Source organism: Vagococcus allomyrinae (assembly GCF_017829975.1).
Classification (GTDB): domain Bacteria; phylum Bacillota; class Bacilli; order Lactobacillales; family Vagococcaceae; genus Vagococcus_D; species Vagococcus_D allomyrinae.
The window spans coordinates 58,563-82,278 of record NZ_JAEEGA010000015.1; the positions used below are offsets into that span (position 1 = coordinate 58,563).

Below are 23,716 nucleotides of genomic sequence, written 5' to 3' on the forward strand. Positions count from 1 at the left end.
ACTATTGAAAGATAGGGGAATGTTAAATGATTGAAATGAAAGATGTTATGAAGAAGTATTCAAATGGTACAACAGCGATCAGAAATATCTCCGTTAAAATTGAGCAAGGAGAGTTTGTCTATGTTGTCGGGCCAAGTGGTGCTGGGAAATCAACATTTATCAAATTAATGTATCGTGAAGAAAAGGCGACAAAAGGCATGTTGAATGTTGTCGGCTACGACTTAATTAAAATAAAGAACAAAAATGTTCCACTTTTACGTCGTGAAATTGGAATTGTGTTCCAAGATTACAAGTTACTGCCAAAGAAAACCATTTATGAAAATGTTGCTTATGCCATGCAAGTAATTGGCAAACGCCCTCGGGAAATTAAGCGTCGGGTTATGGAAGTGCTGGACTTGGTCGGTTTACGCCATAAAGTTCGTGTTTTTCCAAGTGAGTTATCTGGTGGTGAGCAACAACGTGTCGCAATTGCGAGAGCCATTGTCAACACGCCGAAAGTACTGATTGCTGATGAACCAACAGGAAACTTGGATCCAGAAAATTCATGGGAAATCATGAAATTATTGGATAAAATCAACACTCAAGGAACGACGGTTGTGATGGCAACACACAATAGTACCATCGTTAATACGATTCGTCATCGCGTTCTAGCAGTGGAAAATGGTCGGATTATTCGTGACCAGCATGAAGGGGAGTATGGCTACGATGATTAGAAATTTTTTCCGTCATGTAGGCGAGAGTTTAAAGAGTTTAAAACGGAATGGTTGGATGACTTTGGCATCAGTCAGCGCTGTGACGGTTACATTAGTTTTAGTTGGTGTGTTTTTATCAGTTATTCTAAATGTCTCTAAGTTAGCGAAAGATGTGGGCGACGCTGTCGATGTTTCTGTTTTCGTTGAAATCGGCACTAAAGAGCCAGAATTAAGCCAACTGGAAGATGAATTAAAAGCACTGCCTTCTGTTAAAAAGGTTAAGTTCTCCAGTAATCAAGATGAATACAAGCGTTTGGTGGAGACGATGGGAGACACTTGGAAGTTATTTAGTGGCGACGAAAACCCACTTTATGATGTGTTTGTTGTCAGTGCTGAGAGTCCCCAGGATATCAAAAAGGTCCAAAAGGCTGCTGAACAATTAAAGAATGTTGATCGCGCTGATTATGGTGGGGTTTCATCTGATAAGATTTTATCGATCTCTAAAGGCGTTCGTAAGTGGGGAATTTTAGCGACAGGATTATTGATTTTTGTTGCGGTGTTCTTGATTTCGAATACGATTAGAATCACGATTATTTCACGAAAACGTGAAATTCAAATCATGCGTCTAGTTGGAGCTAAAAATGGCTTTATCCGTTGGCCTTTCTTCTTTGAAGGGGCTTGGATCGGTGTTTTAGGTGCCGCTGTTCCGATTATTTTAATGACATTCGGTTACATGCAAGTTTATTATTTAGTTAATCCGAACCTAATTCGTTCAGGTTATTCGCTGTTGAGCCCAGATAGCATTGTGATGCAAGTTAATTTATTAATGTTGTTAATTGGTGTTTTAATCGGCTCTATCGGATCAATTCTCTCAATGAGACGTTTCCTAAAAATTTAATGAGAAAGCAATTGATGGTCGCTGTTGGCCTGTCAGTTGCTTTTTTTTGAAGAGTAGAATGGAGAGACTAGGGTGAATAAGTCAAGTTTGTGAAAATTCGTTCTTTTTACCATTGGAAAGAAAAGAGAGAATGATGGTCTCAACCTTTACATTTCCTCTTATTTTAGGTACTGTTAAATGGTAGTTATTTTACAGTGAGAGAAGTGATGTAATTGACTTATATTTTAAACAACATGACGACAGTTATCTTAATATTAAACGTTATTTTGGCTTTCGCTATTGTATTTCTAGAGAGAAAAGATACAGCTCAAACATGGGCTTGGTTACTAGTATTGACGTTTATTCCCATCTTAGGCTTTGTTTTATATATTTTTTTAGGCAGGGGTTTATCAAAAGAAAAAATATTTGATATGCGAATGCAAGAAAAAGTCGGCTTGGAAAAAATCCTGGCAAAACAAATATCTGATTTGGAAAACGGTGTTTTTCCTGTTCCTCATACGGAAACAGTGGACGCGGCTGAATTAATTTACATGATGTTAGTCTATGATGATGCGCTGTTTACGATTAACAACGACATTCAGCTGTTTACTGACGGTGAGGAGAAATTTGATTCTGTCATCAGAGATATCCGTGCTGCTGAAAATCACATACATGTTCAGTATTATATTTATCGAAATGATGACTTAGGCCAGCGCCTTAGAGATGAACTGATCACGGCAGCTAAGCGAGGTGTTAAGGTGAGAGTCTTGATCGATGCTTGGGGTTCTTGGCGAATCGGCAAAGGTTTTTTTCGGTCACTAATCGATGCTGGCGGTTCTGTGGAAGAGTTTTTTCCTTTATTTTTACCATATATTAACCCTCGATTACAATATCGCAATCATCGTAAAATATTAGTTGTCGATGGGAAAGTTGGCTATACAGGTGGTTTTAATGTAGGGGATGAGTACTTGGGAAAAGCCAAAAAATTTGGGTATTGGCGTGATAATCATTTACGAATCTATGGAGAGGCTGTCTATTCGCTACAAAGTCGTTTTTTAATGGATTGGAATTCTCAACACGATGCCAAAACCCATTTCCAACCAGATTTTTTTCCAGTCATTACGCCGACAGGTGAGCAAGATGTTCAAATCATTACAAGTGGTCCAGACTCAACTCATGAACAAATTAAAATGGTTTATCTTAAAATGATCAATATTGCTAAAAAAGAGATTCTAATTCAAACACCTTACTACATTCCTGACGAATCGATACATGAAGCGCTGCGATTGGCTCTGTTATCAGGAGTGACGGTTCATTTGCAAATACCTAATAAACCTGACCATATGATGGTCTATTGGGCAACGTACTCTTTTGCTGCTGAATTAATTGCGTTAGGGGCGACAATCGAAACGTATGAAGCAGGTTTTATGCATTCTAAAACGGTTATTATTGATGGAGAAGTGGTTTCAATTGGGTCTGCTAATTTCGATAATCGGTCATTTCGTTTAGATTTTGAAGTGAATGCCATTGTTTATGACATTCCATTGGCTCAAGAAGTAAGGAAAGCTTTTTTTGAAGATTCCAAACAATCAACAGTGTTGACGGCTGAAAAATATCACAATCGCGGGTTGGTCATTAAGTTCAAAGAAGGGCTGGCTCGACTGATTTCTCCGCTGCTTTAAGAAAAGCTGAACAAGGCGTTGCCGTTGCTATTATTGCTTTCCTTTGTTGTCCCTTAACTCTACCCATTAACTAGGGACACTATACTGCGTTCCGATCTCATCAATTGCTATACGCTGAATGAAGGTCGAAGAGCGCTTAGAGTTTGTTGAGATCGAAGCGTAGAGCTGCCTCTTAAAGCTGGATCGAAACGACGATATAGAGAAAGTTTCATACTTTCCTATAAAGAAAAAAGAAAAAGAGCATTCCGTTAGGAATACTCTTTTTCTTTTATAAGGGATGATAAATATTTTCTCTATGTTGGGTGATTATGGGGAATTAACCAACATGAGAATTAGAAACCATTAAAGAACAATTTAACCGATGTTTTTGGACTGTGTAAGTAAAGAACATTATTTAGTCACCACAGTAGGGATTGGGGAAGTTACTGTAATAGCTATATGAATACTCCATCAAACTAAATCGTCAAAAATAGATTTCGTACATATTATAGCATATTGTTATTATAAATTGTTAGAAAATTGTGATTTTTATTGATAAATAACTTTATATTTCAAATAAACACACGTTTATTATACAGAAGAGTAGTGATTTGCCCTTTGATAAAATAACGCTTTTTTTATTTGCGTTTTTGAATTAAAAATACTTGCTTTTTCTTCAGGGAACCTATATGTTTAATAAAGAGAAGTTGTCATCGAAAAATATGTTATTTGACCGTCGTCAGACTGTTAAATGAATGGCCTATTTTTCAGAACTTTTCGCTAAAATTAGGGAGGATCAAAAGTGAAAAAATTCTTACAACTCAGCTATATATTGCTTGCAGTTTTGGCGTTGTCGGCTTGTAAAATCGACCGAGGCGAATCTGTCATGGCAGTTGGTTCATCAGCAATGCAGCCTTTAGTTGAGGCGGCTGGCGAACAATATAGTGGAAAACATGTCGGAAAATTCATTAATGTTCAAGGCGGTGGTAGTGGGACTGGTTTGAGCCAAGTTCAATCGGGGGCGGTTGATATTGGTAATTCAGATCTATTTGCTGAAGAAAAATCAGGTATTGATGTGAGTCAACTTGTGGATCACAAAGTGGCTGTCGTAGGTACAACGCCAATCGTTAACAAAGAAGTCGGATTAACTAATATTTCGATGGATGATTTAAAGAAAGTCTTCACAGGGGAAATTACCAACTGGAAAGAAATTGGTGGTAGTGATTTAGAGGTTGTCCTTTTGAACCGCGCAACCGGAAGTGGGAGTCGTTATACTTTTGAGCACTGGGTTTTAGATGGTGAAACAGCTAAAAAAGCTCAAGAACAAGAATCAACAGGAATGGTGAGACAAATCGTCAGCACCACGCCAGGTGCGATTAGTTATGTGGCTTTTTCTTATGTCAATGAGGATGTTCATCCGTTAGCCATTGATAATGTTCAACCAACAGATGACAATGTGATGACGAATAAGTGGCCCATTTGGTCTTACCAACATATGTACACTAAAGGTGAGCCTACCGGCTTAACGAAAGAGTTCTTGGATTATATGTTCTCTCCAGAAGTGCAAGATGAAATTGTGCCACAGTTAGGATATATCCCTGTTTCGAGTATGGAAGTTGAGCGAGATGCTGAAGGTAACTTGTTAACTGACTAAAGGTATTCGAAGCCTTACGGTTACTAAAAATGAAAATTGAATAGAAAAATGATTTGTAAATAGTTTGAAAGTTACATGAATAGTAATGGGCAACAAGTAGATGGCGGTGATTATGACCATCGTCCGTGATGCTTAGTTCAACTCACTAGGAGGGTACGTCTTGGAAGATGTCCGAAGTAATTTATTAAAAAAATCCAAAAAAGCAAAGTTGGAACAAGTTGGGAAGACCATCAGTTTCCTTTGTATCACGTTTATTGTACTAGTCGTTGTTGCTATTTTTTATTTTGTTGCTAGCAAGGGATTAGCGACATTTTTTAAAGATGGCATTAATGTTTTTGATTTTTTGTTTGGAACTGATTGGAGTCCTGGAAATGTCGGGGAGAATGGTAAACCATTAGTTGGGGCTTTGCCAATGATAGTTGGTTCGTTTGTTGTGACGTTATTATCAGCGTTGGTCGCAACACCGTTTGCTATCGGAGCAGCGGTGTTTATGACGGAAATCTCCCCCAAATTAGGGACCAAGGTTTTACAGCCGGTCATTGAGTTATTAGTCGGTATTCCTTCAGTGGTTTATGGGTTTATCGGTTTGTCAGTCATTGTTCCAGCTGTTCGTTCTGTTTTTGGTGGCAGTGGTTTCGGTATTTTGGCCGGGACGTTTGTTTTATTCGTTATGATTTTGCCGACGGTTACGTCAATGACAACAGATGCCTTGAAAGCTGTCCCTCGTCACTATCGCGAGGCGTCCCTAGCCTTGGGTGCCACTCGTTGGCAAACCATTTATAAAGTCGTGCTACGCTCGGCTGTGCCGGGGATTCTAACAGCTGTCGTTTTCGGCATGGCTCGTGCTTTTGGTGAAGCTTTAGCGATTCAGATGGTTATCGGTAATGCGGCTTTAATGCCAACAAGCTTAACAACGCCAGCGTCAACTCTGACGAGTATTTTGACGATGGGAATCGGAAATACCATTATGGGGACGTTGGAAAACAATGTTTTGTGGTCCTTAGCATTAATTCTTTTAACGATGTCACTTTTGTTTAACATTTTAATTCGCTTCATCGGCAAGAAAGGAGCAATTAAATAATGACTCCAAAAAAAGCAGATAAAATCGCAACAGGCGTTCTCTATGCCATTTCGGGTATCATCGTGTTGATTCTCGCCAGTCTCTTGATTTATATTCTCGCTCGAGGGTTACCGCATATCAGCTGGGAATTTTTGACAGCACGCTCAAAAACCTTTCAAGTAGGAGGCGGAATTGGCATTCAATTGTTTAATTCCTTTTACCTATTGTTAATTACAATGGTCATCAGTATTCCGATTTCTTTAGGAGCGGGTATTTATTTATCAGAGTATGCTAAAAAGAATTGGTTAACTGATTTAATTAGAACGGCTATTGAGATTTTAAGTTCATTGCCTTCTGTCGTCGTTGGTTTATTTGGTTTCCTTGTTTTTGTGGTACAAGCAGGTCTTGGTTTCTCGATTATTTCTGGCGCCTTAGCCTTAACTTTTTTTAATTTACCTTTGTTGACTCGTAATGTAGAAGAATCGCTTAAAGCTGTTCATTTTACGCAACGAGAAGCTGGCTTGGCATTAGGCTTGTCTCGTTGGGAAACCGTGATTAGAGTGGTAGTACCTGAAGCGTTACCGGGAATTTTGACGGGAATTATTTTGGGGGCAGGTCGGATTTTTGGTGAAGCGGCTGCGTTGATTTATACTGCCGGGCAAAGTGCACCGGCCTTGGATTTCTCAAACTGGAACCCAATGAGTATTTCCAGTCCATTAAATATTTTCCGACAAGCAGAAACGCTAGCAGTCCACATCTGGAAGGTTAATAGTGAAGGAACGATGCCTGATGGTGTTCAAGTTTCGGCGGGAGCTTCAGCTGTCTTGATCATCGCAGTATTAATGTTCAACTTGATTGCTCGATTTTTAGGCAAAAGACTTCACAAAAAAATTACGTCAGCATAGTTAGTGAGTTAACTATATCAATTATGAGATTCATACCCTTGGTTTAAGAAGAGTTGGGATCATGTTGGTCAGTCTGAACTGTCCAACCAATCTCTCAATTCATCTATTTTGACCAAAAGAGGATCAATCAGATAGATCTTTGACAGACGTCTGTATAGTTTTTCAATAAGGAGCTTATATCATGAAAGAGTATGATTTAAACGACACACACATTACAAAGTTTAACCCTAAAGTACAAGATATCGCCTTGACGACTAATGATCTTCATGTTTGGTACGGTCAAAATGAAGCGATTAAAGGGGTTTCGCTGGAGTTTGAAAAAAATAAAATTACGTCTCTTATCGGGCCATCAGGCTGTGGTAAGTCCACGTACTTGCGTTCACTGAACCGCATGAACGATGAAATTGCTGGCACTAAAGTAACGGGTGAGATTATGTATGAGCAGACCAATATTAACTCAAAACAAATCGACGTTTATGAAATGCGTAAGCACATTGGCATGGTGTTTCAGCGGCCAAATCCTTTTAGTAAGTCAATTTATGGCAATATCACCTTTGCCCTTAAACAACATGGTTTGCATGATAAAAAACAATTAGATGAAATTGTTGAGACTAGTCTAAAGCAGGCGGCTCTTTGGGACCAAGTAAAGGATAATTTGGATAAAAGTGCTCATGCTTTGTCTGGGGGCCAACAGCAACGACTTTGTATTGCTCGAGCAATTGCTTTGAAACCAGATGTATTGCTCTTAGATGAGCCCGCAAGTGCCTTAGATCCTATTTCCACTAGTAAGGTGGAAGAAACTTTGGTTAATTTAAAAGAAAACTACACAATTGCGATTGTGACACACAATATGCAACAAGCCGCTCGGATTAGCGACTATACAGCATTTTTCTACATGGGGAAAGTTTTAGAGTACGATCAAACGGCTAAAATATTTACCCGTCCGAAAATTCAAGCAACTGATGACTATGTCTCAGGACACTTTGGTTAAGGAGACGACTATGACGATAATTGAATCGAAACAGCTGCATTTGTTTTATGGTAAAAAAGAGGCGTTAAAAGGGATTGATATGAGCTTCGAAAAGGGTGAAATTACCGCCTTAATCGGACCGTCAGGCTGTGGTAAGTCGACCTATTTGAGAACGTTAAATCGAATGAATGATTTGATTCCAGATGTGACAATTACTGGAAATGTGTTATTTAAAGAGAAGAACATTTATAGCCCAAAAACTGATACTGTGGAGTTGCGCAAGCAAATAGGAATGGTTTTTCAACAGCCCAATCCTTTTCCCTTTTCAGTCTATGAAAACGTGATTTATGGCTTGAGATTAGCTGGTAATGTGGATAAACAAGCCTTGGACGAGGCCGTTGAAAGTAGCTTGAAGGCTGCCGCCGTCTGGGATGATGTGAAAGATAAGTTGAACAAAAGCGCTCTTTCCTTGTCTGGTGGACAGCAACAGCGAGTCTGTATTGCTAGAGTGTTGGCGGTTAAACCCGAGATCATCTTACTAGATGAGCCGACTAGTGCATTGGATCCTGTTTCAAGCGGGAAAATTGAAAACATGTTGTTTGAGTTGAAAGAACATTATACAATGATAATGGTGACGCACAATATGCAACAAGCGTCGAGAATATCAGATAAAACTGCCTTCTTTTTGAATGGTGATCTTATAGAGTACGATAAGACTAAGAAAATATTTTTGAATCCATCCAAACAAGAAACAGAAGACTATATTACCGGTAAATTCGGGTAGGGAGGAGTAGCATTATGTTACGGACACAATTTGAAGAAGATTTACAAAACTTACACACTCAATTTTCAACTATGGCCCAAGAAGTGAGTGATGCTGTATACAAATCAGTGAAGGCCTTTATTAAACATGATAAAGAAATTGCTTATAATGTGATTGAAAATGATGTGAAAATTAATGAATTAGAAGTTCAATTAGAGAAAAAGAGTCTTGAGATGATTGCGTTGCAACAGCCTGTCACAACGGATTTGCGAATTATCATTACAGTTATGAAGGCAAGTTCTGATTTGGAAAGAATGGGTGACCATGCTGTGTCGATTGCTAAGTCAACCATCCGTGTTAAAGGGAATGAGCGCATTTTAGAAGTTGAAGAAAAAATCTCAGATATGGCTGATGCAGTTAAGATCATGGTTGATAGTGTCAAAGATGCTTATATCAATGGTGACTTGGAACAGGCGAAAGCAATTGCTCAAAGTGATACCAAAGTGAATGACTATTTTAATGAAATTTACGACATGTGTATCAAAGAGATGAAAGAGAATCCAGAAACGGTTGTTGGCGGCACTGATTATTTGCAAGTTGCTGGTTTTCTTGAGCGAATTGGTGATTATGTAACCAATATTTGCGAATGGATTGTTTACTTGAAGACAGGTAAAATTTTAGAATTGAATTCCAATCGCGATGATTTAATCAGTTAGACAAAACCTAAGAAAGAGCAGATTGAGCCCCAATTTGCTCTTTTTTCTTGTACTCTTTGGTTGTTTCGGTTATACTGTATTTTCGACCGCTTGGTATTTCACAAAGTTAGAAGCGGAATAAATGTCAATCTTTGGGTGAATTATGATGGAATATTGACACTCGTTTCGGTTTATTTTGTATTATACTAGGGTTAATCCTCAGACAAGAATTTTACCTATAAAAACCTGTCATAATGTTAATCGATAGGTAAAAACTTGTAATAGAACTGTAATTTTGTATCTTGGCATTTTATGTTATAGTCTTATAGTAGGAAAAAATAATAAAGAGGTATACTAATTATATGAAGAATAAATATATCACACTTTTATCAGTACTGGTTATCGGCGCCTCTTCACCATTAATGGCTGCCGCTGATACGATTGACAATGAGATTAATAATGCAACAAATAAAATAGAAACACTTAAGGGGCAAAAGGCTGAAGCTGAAGCCACTCTTGAGGCCTTAAATACTGAAGTTGCTAATCTTGAAGCACAAGTTCAAGAGACTTTAGATAAAAAAGGAGAGCTTGAACAAGAATTAAATAACTTAAACACTGAAATTACTAAATTGGAACATGCCATTGAGAAGCGGACGGTCAAAATTAAAGAGCAAGCTCGTTCGGCTCAAGTTAATACGTCTAGCAATAGCTACTTAAACGTTGTGTTAGAGTCAGACAGTATTTCTGACGCCATTACACGTTCGTGGGCTTATTCCAAACTGGTTTCAGCTAATAACGATATTATGACAGCTCAACAAGAAGACAAACAAGAATTAGCTGATAAAAAAGTTGTGGTTGACGGGAAAATTGTTGAAGTTAATGCTCTTACGGAACAATTGAAAGTTAAGCAAGAAGAAATGACCGCTAAACAATACGATCAAGCCATTTTAGCTAAAGAAGTTGCGGCTAGTTTAACGACAGAAGAGTCTAAAAAAGCTAGTTTGTTAAAAGAAAAAGAAGAGGCTGAAAAGCGTAAAGCCGAAGCCGAACGTCTAGCGAAAGAACAGGCTAAAAAAGAAGCTGAGGCAGCAGCGAAATTGGCAGCTGAACAGAAGAAACGTGAGGAAGAAGCAGCTAAAACAAACGTTGCGATTGCTCAAGAGATAAGTACGATCAACACACAAGTAATGCCAGATGATACAGAAAATCAACCGACGAACCGTCCGACTCAAGGCTCTGGTGATTTCCAACATCCACTGCCAAGTCTAATTATGACTAGTGGTTATGGGAATCGTCCTGATCCAAATGGTGTGTCAGGAAATGGTCATGACGGTATTGATTTTGCTGGAAACTTGAATGATCCAGTTTATGCAAGCCGTGGTGGTACAGTCGTATCATCTGGATTTGATGGTAGTGCAGGGAACTACGTTATTATTCAACATGATAATGGCTACTTCACTTACTATTTACACTTAAATTCAATTTCAGTTTCAGGTGGGACTGTCGGTGCTGGCCAAGTGGTTGGTCTGATGGGAACAACTGGTAACTCAACTGGGGTCCATTTACATTTTGGTATTGCGACCACAGGTTCTTGGTCAGGTTTTGTTGATCCAGGTCCATACTTAGGTCTTTACTAATTCAACTTAATTATAGAAGAAGTTATCATTGCGATAGCTTCTTTTTTTTCAGAATTTTTTTAGAAGAATACCCTAAATAGAGAATTATTCGTAGCTAGTAGCCAAAAAATTGTGAAACATCTGTGAATTAAGTGATGAGGATTGAGACTGGCGGTAATCTGAGGTACACTAATCATAAGGAAACTGATGCAAAGGAGGGCCGTCGGGACGATTTAAGTTTGACGATTGTTCTTGGTCTTAAGAGGACGTAAGACTATCAAATGAAGAATAAATCCATCTTAAGTCCTATGACAATTGAAGCGAAACAAGGCATAATAAGTATGTAAGAAGGAATACTTCTTTTATATGAAGGTAATTAGCTAAGGAGGCTATATAGTTATGAAAGAAAGAGAACGCGTATTTGAATTAGTTAAACAAGGTATTATCACTACTGAAGAGGCTTTGGTCTTGTTAGAAAATATGGCAACTGAAAAAGACGAAAAGATTGTCAAAAAAGAAGCCCAGGACGTCAAAAAAGGTCCAACCAAAACAAGTACAGAGAGCCCTGAAGACAAACCGTTTGATGAAAGTGATCTATTTGGTCCCGAAAAAGATTTAGAAGAGGCCGAAGAAGAAGCCTTTCAAAAATTTGCTGCCAATGAGGCTGAAGATCGTCAACGTCTTGAAAAGATTTTAGATGAATTGGCAACAGAAGCAAATAAAACATCTGCTGAGCTAGATGAAGTAAATGTTGAGATTCAAGGAATTGAAGCCGAAATTAAAGAAAAAGAAGAACAATTAATGGTTCTTAATACAATTGAAGAACTGGATGAGTTAGCTGAAGATAAAGTGGCTGAACGTACTAAGATCGAAGAAGAATTAAGCGATCTAAATGCTAATAAAACTCAACTAGAAGTTGAAAAAGAAGCGTTTGAAGAGAAATTGAAAACCATTCGTAAAGAACAAAAAGAAGGTACTCGCGAACAATGGTCTAAGAAATTTGAAATTCCTAGTGATTGGGAAGAATCATTTACTGACTTTGGTCAAAAAATGGGTGAGGCTGGCACGCAGTTTGGTCGTAAGATGGGCGAAGCTGGCAACCAACTTGGACGTTTCTTTAAAGATACCATTAAAACAGTGACGGAAACAGTCAATGATAACGTGGATTGGAAAGACATTAACATTAAAGTTCCAGGTGTTGCGACTAACAGTTTCCAACATGAATTTTATTATCCTGAAACAGCGGCATCTTTAATTGATGTTAAAGTTGCTAATGGTGAAGTAACCTTTAGTACATGGGAATCAGCAGACTTAAAAGTGGTGGCTGACATCAAATTGTACGGGAAAATGGATGCGGACACGCCTTTTGAAGCGTTCTTAGAAAGAAGTCAAATTGATGTAGATGATGAAACGATCTCCTTCCAAATTCCAAATAAGAGAATTCGTGCAGATTTACATTTCTATTTACCAACACGGGTCTATGATCACATTTCAGTTAAACTATTGAATGGTGATGTTAATGTGGAAACTTTAGAAGCGAAAGATGTGTTTATGAAGAGCACAAATGGCGATATGACCTTTAAGAATTTAACTGCTACAATGTTAGAAGTTGAAGGGGTCAATGGCGATGTTACAGTGAGTGATAGTGATATCATGGACTTCTTAGCGGAATCTGTTAATGGTGATTTTGTGGTTCAATCTAAAATTGAAAATGCGAATATCTCCAATGTTAACGGCGATATCAAGGTGACAGCGCAAAAAGAAAACTTGAAAAAGATTGAAGCTAAAGTGGTTAACGGGGCGATTAAAGTGGCCATACCAAAAGAAGTTGGCATCGAAGCTCTTGCAAAAACTAGTTTAGGTAGTATTAAAAATCGGATTGGTGAATTTGAAGTGATCCGTGAGAAAAAAGAAAAAACCAATCAAATGTTACAATTCCGTCGTTATAATGAGGAGCAAACAGTCTACATTCGTTTGAGTACCACAACAGGTAGTGTTTACTTGAAAGACGCAGATCAGTAATAACAAGTATTAAACAGATAGGTACGGAAGAAGCATTAGCTTCTTCTGGTACCTAAGCTGAAAGATAATGTCAGAAGAGGTGAGAGAGATATGAAAAAGAAATTAACTAAATCAAGAAATAACGTTGTCGTCTCTGGTGTGCTAGGTGGTATCAGTGAGTTTATCGGTATTGACCCGACAATCATTCGTGTTGTATACATCATACTATCGCTGTTCACAGCAGGATTTCCAGGTTTCATGTTATATATTGTTTTAATGATTATTATGCCGAGCGATCGCAGTAATGCGAATAGCTATAATGGGCCTTATAATCAAAATCAACAAAATCGCGATCGCTATCAGAGCTATCACGGTTACGGTAAGGAGCAAAAAGCTACAAAACGTAAAGAAGCTGAAAAAGTGAGCGATGATGATTGGAGCGATTTCTAATGTCGTATTTTCAACGTTTAATTGTTAATACGTTGACATTTATCTCACTCTCAGTCTTGCTACCTGACGATATGTTTCATGTTAATAGTTTTTTGATAGCGGTGATGGCAAGTTTTATTTTATCGATTTTAAATGGTTTTGTTAAACCGATATTATTACTGCTGTCACTGCCAATCACGATTATTACCCTCGGATTATTCAGTTTTGTCATTAATGCGTTGATGCTGACAATGACCTCTAACCTGATTGGTCAATCAAATTTTGGTTTTTCCAGTTTCTGGACAGCTATTTTGGTGGCGATGATTATGTCATTTGTCAATTCGGTGGTAATTAATCATAATACATCAGATCGTTATGAATAAGCTTGAAAGAAAAAAATTAGCTTGAGAACGCCTAGATTCCATTTGGAAAGAGGGCGTTCTTTTTTGTTGGAGAGATTATCGAGTGCCAGTTGACAGTTAACACCATTTTGTGGAACAACAAAATGGTCAGGAAGAATTGGCCAATTTAGTAGGCGTTCGGCGAGAGACAATTCTGCGATTAGTAAAAGGCGCAAGCCATCGTTGTAATTAGCCGTCGCTATCTTACGTGTTGTCAAGACACCGATCGAAGAATTGTTTATTTTTCCTGAATAATATCAGTTCTTGGACTTGTATTTCCAGAGATAATATTTTATAATTGGACTATACCAAATAGCAGAATGGAGAAGTCAATGATGAATATTATCGCAGTTAAGGACCAAGTAGAAGGTGGAAAAAAAGCTTTCGAATTAATCCGTCAAGGAATTGAAGGAAATAACGCCCGTGTGTTAGGGTTAGCAACAGGAAGTACCCCTGTGACTTTATATGAAGAGATGGTGAAAAGTGATTTAGATTGTAGTCATTTAATCGCGATTAACTTAGATGAATACGTTGGCTTAAAGGAGACAGACAGTCAAAGCTACCGGACATTTATGAATGAGCATTTATTTAATGCTAAACCGTTCAAAGAATCTTATGTACCAGACGGTATGGCGGCAGATGCAGATGCTGAGTGCGCTCGCTATGATCAAATCATTGCGAACAATCCAATTGACATTCAAGTGTTAGGTATTGGAACTAATGGTCATATTGGGTTTAATGAACCTGGTGCGCCCTTTGATTCAACCACTCGCAAAGTTGATTTGGTAGAGTCTACGATTGAATCAAATAAACGTTTCTTTGAGAAAAAAGAGGATGTGCCAACGCAAGCTTATTCAATGGGGATCGGCTCAATTTTAAAAGCTAAAGAGATCATTCTAATTGCTTATGGTGAAGCTAAGGCTGACGCACTTAAAGGAATGATTGAGGGACCTAAAACCGAAGATTGTCCTGCCAGCGCGTTACAAGATCATGCTAATATTTACGTAATTGCTGATGAAGCAGCCTTGTCAAAATTATCTAAATAACTTTCTTAAGACTTTCTTACTTATCATCTTAGATGAGTAAGAGAGTTTTTTTGTCATGAGATCAGCTCTTGACAACTCGTCATTGTTTTTATTACTGATGACGTAACAAAGACGGTTTGTCCTTGATGAGGGCTTAAATCGGAAGGGCAATAAGAATTAACCGTAATTAAAAGAGGAGAGAAATGGTATTGTCGAAATATTCGGAAAACACTTGTTTATCATTTAACAAACCTTTATTATGAAATAGAATCGTTATTTTACAAGCACAGAAAGGCGGATTAGAATGGGGGTAACGGTAGTAGAGGTTTATATCTTTAATTTTTTTAGTTCTTTCATAGAAATAGGGCCAGTGGCTGCTCTGGCGTTTTTTACCCTTAGAGAAAAATATTCGTGGCGATGCAAATTGGGCTTAATTCTTTTGCTTAGCCTTAGTTATTGGTTAATCAATTCATTATTAACAGATATTTCACTCCCTTCAATGTCTTTCCGAAGTCAGTTATTAGCAGAGGTCTTATTTTTCGTAGTTCAAGTTATCTTGTGTCGAATATTTATTCGAAAGCCTGCAATGACTTATTTGGGACTTGTTAGTTTTTATAAGGTGTTTTTTCATATGGTGGGAGGTATAGTAGCCATTATCAGAGTAATATATTTAAGGGACTTAAGCACCCTTTCTGCTGAAGTAATCTGTATTGCGATTTACGGCTTGATAGCGATGGTGGTAATCATCATATTGGTATGGCATCAGCCTGGTTTTTTATTAAAGGTTTATGATGTGTTTCAAATGAAATCGATGATTTTTTTTACGGTATTAGGAGTGACTAGTTATGCATTACTGCCGATAATCGTTGACGATGTATTGCAACAGTATTTGGAGCTCGAGCCTAGTGTAAGTCTAATTGTTATCAACGTCTATTTGTTTTTAATTGCTGTATCTCTTTATTCATTGGTCAATTTATTTGCTAATAGCCTGAGCCAGAAGCAGATTCTAAAAGACCACCACATGACGATTTTACAACAAGAGATGTATATTAAACGATTAGAAAGTATTCAAAAAGAGATGCGGTTATTACGCCATGATTATAAGAATATCTTAGCTAGTGCTTATTTGGATGAGTCAGGTGTTAACCTTGAGGAAGGTCAATTATACCTCAACGAGAAGTTGGCAAGTTTCGATCAGAATATTGTTGATAATATTCGCTTGTTAAATCAATTATCCGCAATTGAACTAATAGACATCCGCAGCTTTATCTTAGGTAAAATTGATGAGTTGGCAACCAATCAAATTGCGTTTAATTTGGAAGTTCATTCTCCAGTGTCAGTTTGCCCAGTTAATGTGGCGGATTTAATGCGATGTTTGGACTTGTTAATGACTGAAGCAGTTAGGGAAATCACTCAGTTAGAAAAACCTAAAATAGATTTGGTGATATTGCAAGAAGCTAAGGTGTTGACTATTATTGTGAAATATCAAACGATTGAAGGGAGTCAATCTAAGATGCCTCAAGAGTATGATCAAATAATAAAAAAGTACCACAAAGCGGTAAGGCGTACCTTGTTTGAGGAAGGGAAGCTGCTCCAAGTATTGAAATTGAGTTAACTAAAATAATTTATGGATAGGAGAGCTAAAATGGGGGTGTCGTTAGGCGAACTGTTTATATTAAATCTTATATCAAGTATTTGCCAATTTATGCCATTAGTTTTTTTACTATCACACCTAATGGGGGAGAGATTGTCAATAAAAAAAGCTCTTTCGTTAATATGTGTCATGTCATGTGGACTTGCTCTATTGTGGAGCTTGTTAACAGATCTGCGTTATCCGGTGATTACGATAACTCGGCTATTTTTGATGATTGTGTTAGAACCAGTGGTTTATATAGTGGTATTGCGTCGTTACTTTAAGCAAGGAATTACTCGAATTTATGGAATCATCTGCATGCTTCTAATTTTTTTCTCTATCCTTGATAATATTACCGGGACAATTAGAGTGACGGCGTTGAATGACCTTGGGAATATAGCTGCTTCAATCCTTTTATTGGGGCCACAATGTTTAATGGCGTGTTTGATGGCAGTGGTTCTTGTTAAAAAGTTTCCCTCTTTTTTAAGAAAAGTTAAATTGGTTAGTGAAAGTAGTGCGATCTATATTGGGTCTATTATAGCTTATTATGTTTATACCCAAATCCCACCATTTCTACATTTTTATTTAACGGATGTTCTGATGTGGAGCGAAATTACGTCAAGAATAGTTTTGTATACTTATAATGTCAGTTTTTACGTGGTGCTGATCATGTTAATGACAGGATTCTCTAATACTCATTATCAAAAGAAACAACTAATTTCTCATGAAATGACCATATTACAACAAGAAGTCTACGTAAAAAAATTAGAAAGTATTCAAAAAGAGATGAGGTTGTTGCAGCACGACTATCAAAATATTTTAACTGCTACTTACTTTACATCTGGCAACTCAGAAATGAAAGATAAACTAGGCGCGAGTTTGAAGCAAGCTGATGAAGGGCTGGTTAATGCGCTTAAAGAAGAAACTCAGCTAACGGACATTAGAATTATGGAAATTCGTGGCATCGTTTTAAGCAAGTTATTAGAAATGGAAAAACGGAATATTGAATTTAGTTTGGTGGTTAATGCTCCAATTCAACATTGTGATATTCAGATAACCGATTTAGTCCGTTGTTTGGGGATATTGCTTGATAATGCTATAGAGGCCGTTGAAGATACGCCACAGCCGATGATTGACTTGCGTTTAAATCAGGCTGACGACGGGCTGTTGATTGTGGTGCAGAACGCGTTGAATCACACCGTTCCGACTGACGAAATCTGGCAAACGGGGTATTCGACAAAAGGAGAAAATCGCGGATTAGGGTTGACTAGTTATCAAAACATTGTTGATAAGTATCAGAATGTTATAAAGAAAACGAGGATTGAAAACAATTACTTTACGCAAATTATGAAAATAGCCTCCTAGAACCGAATTCTTCAAACGTAGACTAAGAAGGCATTGGTATTCGCCGTAACGTGGACTATGCCGGTGAAGTCTTGAACCGATAAATAGTGATAGGAGGAAAACGGCTGAGCGACTTTTTAAGCGCTCAGTTTTTGATTGGAAATTATACGGCCAAAAGGGGGTGAAATGATTGTGACTTGAATAATGTTAAAAAATGTTTTATAATGAATTTACTAAATAATTTACCAGGAGGTTTACTAAAATGTTGAACAGATTGAAAGCAGCATTTAAGGAAACATTTGAAGCAACCAGTGAAGGCGCTTTTTTTGCCCCAGGACGAATTAACTTAATTGGGGAACACACTGATTACAACGGAGGTAATGTTTTTCCTTGTTCGATTTCTATGGGGACATATGGCATAGTACGGAAACGTGAGGATCGTTTGGTTCGTTTATTCTCAGAGAATATACCTGAGAAAGGGATTATTCAATTTAGTTTAGACGAATTAGCTTACAATAAAGAGGATAACTGGGCCAATTACCCTAAGGGAATGATAAAGTATCTTCAAGAAGCTGGCTATTCTATTGACTCCGGTTTTGATGTTTATTACTATGGAAATATACCGAACGGAGCGGGCCTATCTTCATCAGCCTCAATCGAACTATTAACAGGTGTGATTGTTCGTGACTTGATGAAACTGGACATGGAAATGTTAGAACTAGTCAAGATTGGTAAGCAGGTTGAAAATGAATTTATCGGTGTCAATTCTGGTATTATGGATCAGTTTGCAATTGGCATGGGACAAAAAGACATGGCAATTTTACTTGATACTAACACCCTGATTTATGAGATGGTGCCAGTCAAATTAGGAGAATATGTGATTGCCATTATGAACACCAATAAACGTCGTGAATTAGCGGATTCAAAATATAATGAGCGTCGAAGTGAATGTGAAGAGGCCTTGGCTCGCTTGCAAAAAGGTTTAGCTATTCAAGCCTTAGGGGAGTTAGACAATCAAACGTTTGAAGCGCATACTGATTTAATCGGGGATCCAACCTTAATTAAGCGTGCCCGTCATGCAGTTACAGAAAATCAACGCACGCTGAAAGCGAAAGCGGCTTTAGAGGCCAATCGTCTAGAAGAGTTTGGCTTATTGCTCAATGCTTCTCATGAGTCTTTAGCCCATGATTATGAAGTGACAGGTCTTGAACTGGATACGTTGGTTTATGCCGCTCAAAAACAGCCAGGTGTCTTAGGAGCTCGTATGACAGGTGCTGGTTTTGGGGGCTGTAGTATTGCCTTGGTTAAAGAGAGTGAGTTGGACAATTTTATTCATGAAGTTGGCAAAGTGTATGAAGAAGCGATCGGTTATCAAGCAGATTTTTATAAAGCATTGATTCACAATGGTGCTGGAAAACTGTCATAGTTATTTGGCAATTAATTTGGTAGAATGAATGAGGAAATAAGAAGTTTCTTATTGAATAAAATGACTGATACATAGAAAGTGGGATATTAATGACAATTTTGGTATTAGGTGGAGCCGGTTATATCGGCTCTCATGCTGTGGATCAATTAATTGAAAAAGACTACGATGTGGTGGTAATCGATAATTTGTTGACAGGTCATAAAACGGCTATTCATCCCAAGGCGCGTTTTTATGAAGGGGATATCCGTGATAAGGCATTTATGCAAGAGGTTTTTACCAAGGAAACCATCGAGGGGGTCATCCATTTTGCGGCCAGTTCTCTGGTGGGAGAATCTGTGGAAAATCCCTTAAAATATTTTAACAACAATGTTTATGGGACACAAATATTACTTGAAGTCATGGCTGAATTTGCTGTTAAAAAAATCGTCTTCTCGTCTTCTGCCGCGACTTATGGTGAAACCAAAGAGAATCCGATCAAAGAAACAACACCGACCAATCCGGAAAGTCCCTATGGCGAAACTAAACTGATGATGGAAAAGATGATGAAGTGGACAGATCTGGCTCATGGTATTAAATATGTTGCCTTACGCTATTTTAATGTAGCGGGTGCTAAGCTCGATGGCAGTATCGGTGAGGACCATCAACCAGAAACTCATTTGGTGCCGATTATTTTACAGACGGCTTTGGGTCAACGGACGGAAATCACCGTTTTTGGTGAAGATTATGATACACCAGATGGGACCAATATTCGCGACTATGTTCATGTAGTCGATCTATGTAACGCTCATATTTTAGCCTTGGAATATTTAGCTAAAGAAGAGACGAGCAATATCTTCAATTTAGGTAGCAGTGAAGGCTTTTCTGTTAAACAGATGATTGAAGCGGCTCGTAAAGTGACTGGTAAAGCAATTCCTGCTAAAATTGGCCCCCGTCGTGCAGGTGATCCTGCCAGCTTGGTTGCATCAGCTGCTAAAGCTCACGAGCTATTGGGCTGGGAGCCTGTTTACACCAATGTAGATACCATTTTTGAATCTGCCTGGAACTGGCATCAAGCCCATCCAGTTGGGTACGGTGACTAGGAAGGGGAGAGTCGATTGTCTGTTAGTCAATTAGTTGAAGAATACACAACGCTTGCCATTCGTTCTGGTGGCTGGATGGAAATGGATCGTCTATACTTACGGAATCGTTTGTTAAGTTTAATTGGTGAAAGTGAATTTTTAGGAGCGGAATCAGTTGAACCAAGGTCAGGATTAGCATTGTTGGACGGCTTGGTAGAGATCGGCATTAACAACCGCGTAACTGGTCGGTCTATTCCTGAACGGGATATCTTAGAAAGTAAGATTGGCGATTTATTAACGCCACCGCCTTCTGTTATGAATGCATTATTTGCTGAGCGCTATGATAAAAACCCGGTGGATGCAACGGATTATTTTTTTGAGATTAGTCGCCAAAACAATTACATTAAGACGCGAGAAATTGCTAATAATATCGTCTTTCCTGTTAAAACAGAGTACGGTGAATTAGAAATTACGATTAACTTGTCCAAACCTGAAAAGGATCCAAAACAGATTGCATTGGAGAAAACTGCTCCACCAGCTAAGTATCCAAAATGTTTGCTTTGTATGGAAAATGAAGGTTACGAGGGGCGGTTGAATTATCCGGCGCGAACTAATCATCGATTGATTCGCATGAATCTTAATGGCGAAAGCTGGGGATTACAATATTCACCTTATGCTTATTACAATGAACACTGTATCTTCTTAGCAGAAGAGCATCGGCCAATGGCCATTAGTCAAGAGACTTTTAAGCGTTTGTTGAGCATTGTGGAGATATTTCCTCACTATTTTGTAGGTTCCAATGCTGATTTACCGATAGTAGGTGGGTCGATTTTGTCTCATGACCATTACCAAGGAGGGCGTCATACGTTTGCAATGGCCAAAGCGCCGATTGAAACGGCGATTGATTTGCCACTTTTCAAAGAGGTCAGTGGCGGCATCGTTAAGTGGCCGATGTCTGTAATCCGTTTGCAAAGTAAAAATCAACAACAATTGATTCAAGCGTCTTATTATATTTTAGAGCAGTGGAAACAGTATTCTGATGTAAGTCTAGAAATTCAGGCTTTGTCAGCTGATGGGACGCCTCATCATACGATTACCCCGATAGCACGTCGAGTGGCTGATTTATACGAAATGGATTTAGTTTTGCGGGATAATAATGTCTCTGAAGAGCATCCTGAAGGTATTTTTCATCCTCATCGCGATGTTCAGCATATCAAAAAAGAAAATATTGGGCTAATTGAAGTCATGGGATTAGCAGTTTTACCACCACGGCTTAAAGATGAGCTATTGGAAGTGGAACGTTATCTATTAGGCTTGGATAATGAAATAGCTGATTATCATTTAGCGTGGGCAGAAGACTTAAAAAAACGTTTGCTGATTAAAGAAGAAACCGTGCATCAACAAGTTCAAGAGGAAGTGGGCTTAATATTCGCACGAGTGTTAGAAGATGCGGGCGTCTTCAAGCGAGATCAAGCCGGTCAAGCTGGTTTTCGTAAATTTACTGACGGATTGTAAGATAAGTTGAAATGGAGAGGGTGAGTAAAATAGCGACAATCAAAGATATAGCGGAGCGTGCCAAAGTCTCACCCGCTACAGTTTCTCGTGTCTTGAACTATGATAGTGAACTTTCTGTTAGTGATGGAACTAAAAAGCGGATTTTTGAGGCAGCCGAGGCATTGGATTACACCAAGCATAAACGTCAACCTAAGTTGTATTCAGGCAGATTGGCGTTGATTCAATGGTATGATGACCAAGAAGAACTGGAAGATTTGTATTACTTGGCAGTTCGAATGGGGATTGAGAAAAAAGCCACCGAGCTAGGAATTGAGATTTTGAAAGTAACACTGGATTCTTTGACGGAGGTTCAAGAGGCAGACGGTTTATTGGCCCTGGGTAAATTCTCATCTAAAGAGGTTACCCTTTTTGGTAAACAAACAGATAAATTGTTGTTTGTTGATTTTGATGCTATGGGGTACGGGTTTGATTCATTGGTTGTCGATTTTAACCAAGGGGTTACAGCCGCAATCGATTTACTACTGTCTGAGGGACATCGCCAGATTGGCATTTTATCAGGTGTTGAGCGAACGAAGTCGGAAAATGAAACCATTCCTGATAAACGATTAGCTCATTTTCGTGAAAGATTGTTACAAGAAAATTTGTACCAGGAAAACTTTGTCTGGGAAAGTGATTTTTCTGTAGATGGAGGATTTCAAACCATGAGGGAGCTTCTTGCTGTAAATCGGGAATTACCGACGGCGCTCTTTGTATCAAATGACGCCATGGCAATCGGTGTCATTCGAGCGCTTCAAGAGGCAGGTAAACGGGTTCCAGAAGATATTAGTATCATTGGGTTTAATGACATTAGCGTAGCGAAGTATTTATCCCCCGCCTTAACAACTGTCAAAGTTTATACTGAGTGGATGGGTGAATTAGCGGTCCAAACTATTTTGGATTCTTTACAACAAGATGCCCCTGTCCCTAAAAAAATCACGATTGCCTCTGAATTAGTCGAACGTCAATCTGTACAACGTCTATAATCCATAGGAACGCTGGGATCATGCGATACATATAGGAAGCCTAGCTTGTGACGACTTGCTCTGTTCAGCAAATTGATAAAATTTAGTAGCAACCAGAGACTAGGAGTGACGATGCTTGAGAGTTGGCGAGGACAGAGTGGTTGACATGTCTGTCTCCCGTCATACTTGTGAACCTGAGACAGGGGGGGCTTAGGTCCTGTCCTGTTCTTTTTGTTTCAGAAAATAGTTAGCTGAAGATTAACCGAATAGTGTTTGTCGTGTTAAACTAAGGGTGAATGTAGAAAATCGGGTGGGATGACAAATGGAGATGACGAATGTTTTAACTATTAAGACTCGCAGTGCTTTGCGAGCGTGGTTAAGTGAGTATGGGGAGATAAAAAAAGAGTGCTGGGTGGCGACGAGTGTTAAGGAGCAAGCGGGGCTATTGCGTTATTTAGATGTGGTTGATGAAGCGCTGTGCTTCGGTTGGATTGACAGTACCAAGAAGAAGGTCGATGGGCAAGTATTTCAAAGGTTATCACCTCGAGGAAGACGAAGCCGCTGGACGGAATTAAATAAAGAGCGGGTGAGACGGTTAAGAAAACTAGGACTTATGACAGCTGAAGGTGAAGCTGTTTTGCCTGAAATGGAAGTAGCAGCCTTTGTCATTGATCCAATTATTGAAAAGCGCTTGAAGTCAGAGCAACTATACCAAACTTTTTTGACTTTTCCACCTCTGTATCAAAGAATAAGAATTGATACTATTCAATATTATCGGAATGATTTAGACCTTTTTGAAAAGCGTTTAACTAAGTTAGTCGAACAGACTCGTGCTAATAATATGTACGGTACTTGGCATGACGAGGGGCGATTAATAGATTATTAATCAGTTTTATTAAATTATTCTAGTGAGAGGGCCTTTGGTGATTAATAACTAATGGCTTTTTACTGTTTCCTTAGAATGTGCTACAATAAGCTAGAATTCATAGT

The 23,716-nt window shown here is 38.5% G+C and carries 21 protein-coding genes; all 21 read left to right on the forward strand.

Annotation, left to right across the window (positions count from 1 at the left end):
- The first annotated feature begins 26 nt into the window (after positions 1 to 26).
- The 21 genes from ftsE (at position 27) to I6N95_RS19855 (ending at position 23,612) form a co-directional block, all read left to right on the forward strand.
- A complete protein-coding gene (ftsE, locus tag I6N95_RS19755; RefSeq protein WP_209531073.1) occupies positions 27 to 713 on the forward strand; it encodes a cell division ATP-binding protein FtsE in 687 nt (228 codons plus the stop codon).
- Positions 706 to 1,590, forward strand: a complete 885-nt coding sequence (gene ftsX, locus I6N95_RS19760; RefSeq protein WP_283809001.1) for a permease-like cell division protein FtsX — start codon at positions 706 to 708, stop codon at positions 1,588 to 1,590. Before ftsE ends, ftsX begins: the two co-directional genes overlap by 8 nt.
- A 212-nt stretch (positions 1,591 to 1,802) precedes the next feature.
- On the forward strand, positions 1,803 to 3,251 hold the full coding sequence (cls, locus tag I6N95_RS19765) for a cardiolipin synthase (RefSeq protein ID WP_209531075.1): 1,449 nt from the start codon (positions 1,803 to 1,805) through the stop codon (positions 3,249 to 3,251).
- A 781-nt stretch (positions 3,252 to 4,032) separates the two neighbouring features.
- Entirely contained in the window at positions 4,033 to 4,884 is an 852-nt protein-coding gene (locus tag I6N95_RS19770) for a phosphate ABC transporter substrate-binding protein PstS family protein (protein ID WP_209531076.1), read from the forward strand.
- A 160-nt stretch (positions 4,885 to 5,044) separates the two neighbouring features.
- Positions 5,045 to 5,965, forward strand: coding sequence for a phosphate ABC transporter permease subunit PstC (pstC, locus tag I6N95_RS19775; protein ID WP_209531077.1), 921 nt, complete (start codon positions 5,045 to 5,047; stop codon positions 5,963 to 5,965).
- Positions 5,965 to 6,849, forward strand: coding sequence for a phosphate ABC transporter permease PstA (pstA, locus tag I6N95_RS19780; RefSeq protein ID WP_209531078.1), 885 nt, complete (start codon positions 5,965 to 5,967; stop codon positions 6,847 to 6,849). Before pstC ends, pstA begins: the two co-directional genes overlap by 1 nt.
- A gap of 181 nt (positions 6,850 to 7,030) precedes the next feature.
- Positions 7,031 to 7,840, forward strand: coding sequence for a phosphate ABC transporter ATP-binding protein PstB (gene pstB / locus I6N95_RS19785; RefSeq protein WP_209531079.1), 810 nt, complete (start codon positions 7,031 to 7,033; stop codon positions 7,838 to 7,840).
- The gene (gene pstB, locus I6N95_RS19790) at positions 7,818 to 8,603 is read left to right on the forward strand and encodes a phosphate ABC transporter ATP-binding protein PstB (RefSeq protein ID WP_430727552.1); all 786 of its coding nucleotides are present in this window, start codon (positions 7,818 to 7,820) and stop codon (positions 8,601 to 8,603) included. The genes pstB (I6N95_RS19785) and pstB (I6N95_RS19790) overlap by 23 nt, the downstream gene beginning before the upstream one ends.
- A 14-nt stretch (positions 8,604 to 8,617) precedes the next feature.
- Positions 8,618 to 9,298, forward strand: coding sequence for a phosphate signaling complex protein PhoU (gene phoU / locus I6N95_RS19795; RefSeq protein ID WP_209531081.1), 681 nt, complete (start codon positions 8,618 to 8,620; stop codon positions 9,296 to 9,298).
- A 341-nt stretch (positions 9,299 to 9,639) separates the two neighbouring features.
- Positions 9,640 to 10,914, forward strand: a complete 1,275-nt coding sequence (locus tag I6N95_RS19800; protein WP_209531082.1) for a murein hydrolase activator EnvC family protein — start codon at positions 9,640 to 9,642, stop codon at positions 10,912 to 10,914.
- Between the two features lie 378 nt (positions 10,915 to 11,292).
- Positions 11,293 to 12,915: a daptomycin-sensing surface protein LiaX gene (liaX, locus tag I6N95_RS19805; RefSeq protein ID WP_209531083.1), complete on the forward strand. Its 1,623-nt coding sequence runs from the start codon at positions 11,293 to 11,295 to the stop codon at positions 12,913 to 12,915.
- Between the two features lie 90 nt (positions 12,916 to 13,005).
- Positions 13,006 to 13,344 (forward strand): PspC domain-containing protein, encoded by a 339-nt coding sequence (locus tag I6N95_RS19810; RefSeq protein WP_209531084.1) that lies wholly within the window; start codon positions 13,006 to 13,008, stop codon positions 13,342 to 13,344.
- On the forward strand, positions 13,344 to 13,706 hold the full coding sequence (locus I6N95_RS19815) for a phage holin family protein (RefSeq protein ID WP_209531085.1): 363 nt from the start codon (positions 13,344 to 13,346) through the stop codon (positions 13,704 to 13,706). Before I6N95_RS19810 ends, I6N95_RS19815 begins: the two co-directional genes overlap by 1 nt.
- A gap of 353 nt (positions 13,707 to 14,059) precedes the next feature.
- Positions 14,060 to 14,770: a glucosamine-6-phosphate deaminase gene (locus I6N95_RS19820; protein ID WP_209531086.1), complete on the forward strand. Its 711-nt coding sequence runs from the start codon at positions 14,060 to 14,062 to the stop codon at positions 14,768 to 14,770.
- Positions 14,771 to 15,053: 283 nt separating this feature from the next.
- A complete protein-coding gene (locus I6N95_RS19825) occupies positions 15,054 to 16,364 on the forward strand; it encodes a hypothetical protein (protein ID WP_209531087.1) in 1,311 nt (436 codons plus the stop codon).
- Between the two features lie 132 nt (positions 16,365 to 16,496).
- Positions 16,497 to 17,747 (forward strand): sensor histidine kinase, encoded by a 1,251-nt coding sequence (locus tag I6N95_RS19830; protein ID WP_209531088.1) that lies wholly within the window; start codon positions 16,497 to 16,499, stop codon positions 17,745 to 17,747.
- Positions 17,748 to 17,988: 241 nt separating this feature from the next.
- A complete protein-coding gene (locus tag I6N95_RS19835; RefSeq protein WP_209531089.1) occupies positions 17,989 to 19,152 on the forward strand; it encodes a galactokinase in 1,164 nt (387 codons plus the stop codon).
- 89 nt (positions 19,153 to 19,241) lie between these two features.
- Entirely contained in the window at positions 19,242 to 20,231 is a 990-nt protein-coding gene (galE, locus tag I6N95_RS19840; protein ID WP_209531090.1) for a UDP-glucose 4-epimerase GalE, read from the forward strand.
- Between the two features lie 15 nt (positions 20,232 to 20,246).
- Entirely contained in the window at positions 20,247 to 21,725 is a 1,479-nt protein-coding gene (gene galT, locus I6N95_RS19845) for a UDP-glucose--hexose-1-phosphate uridylyltransferase (protein WP_209531091.1), read from the forward strand.
- Between the two features lie 29 nt (positions 21,726 to 21,754).
- Positions 21,755 to 22,747 (forward strand): LacI family DNA-binding transcriptional regulator, encoded by a 993-nt coding sequence (locus tag I6N95_RS19850; RefSeq protein WP_209531170.1) that lies wholly within the window; start codon positions 21,755 to 21,757, stop codon positions 22,745 to 22,747.
- Between the two features lie 301 nt (positions 22,748 to 23,048).
- Positions 23,049 to 23,612: a YdeI/OmpD-associated family protein gene (locus I6N95_RS19855; RefSeq protein ID WP_209531092.1), complete on the forward strand. Its 564-nt coding sequence runs from the start codon at positions 23,049 to 23,051 to the stop codon at positions 23,610 to 23,612.
- The last annotated feature ends 104 nt before the right edge of the window (positions 23,613 to 23,716 follow it).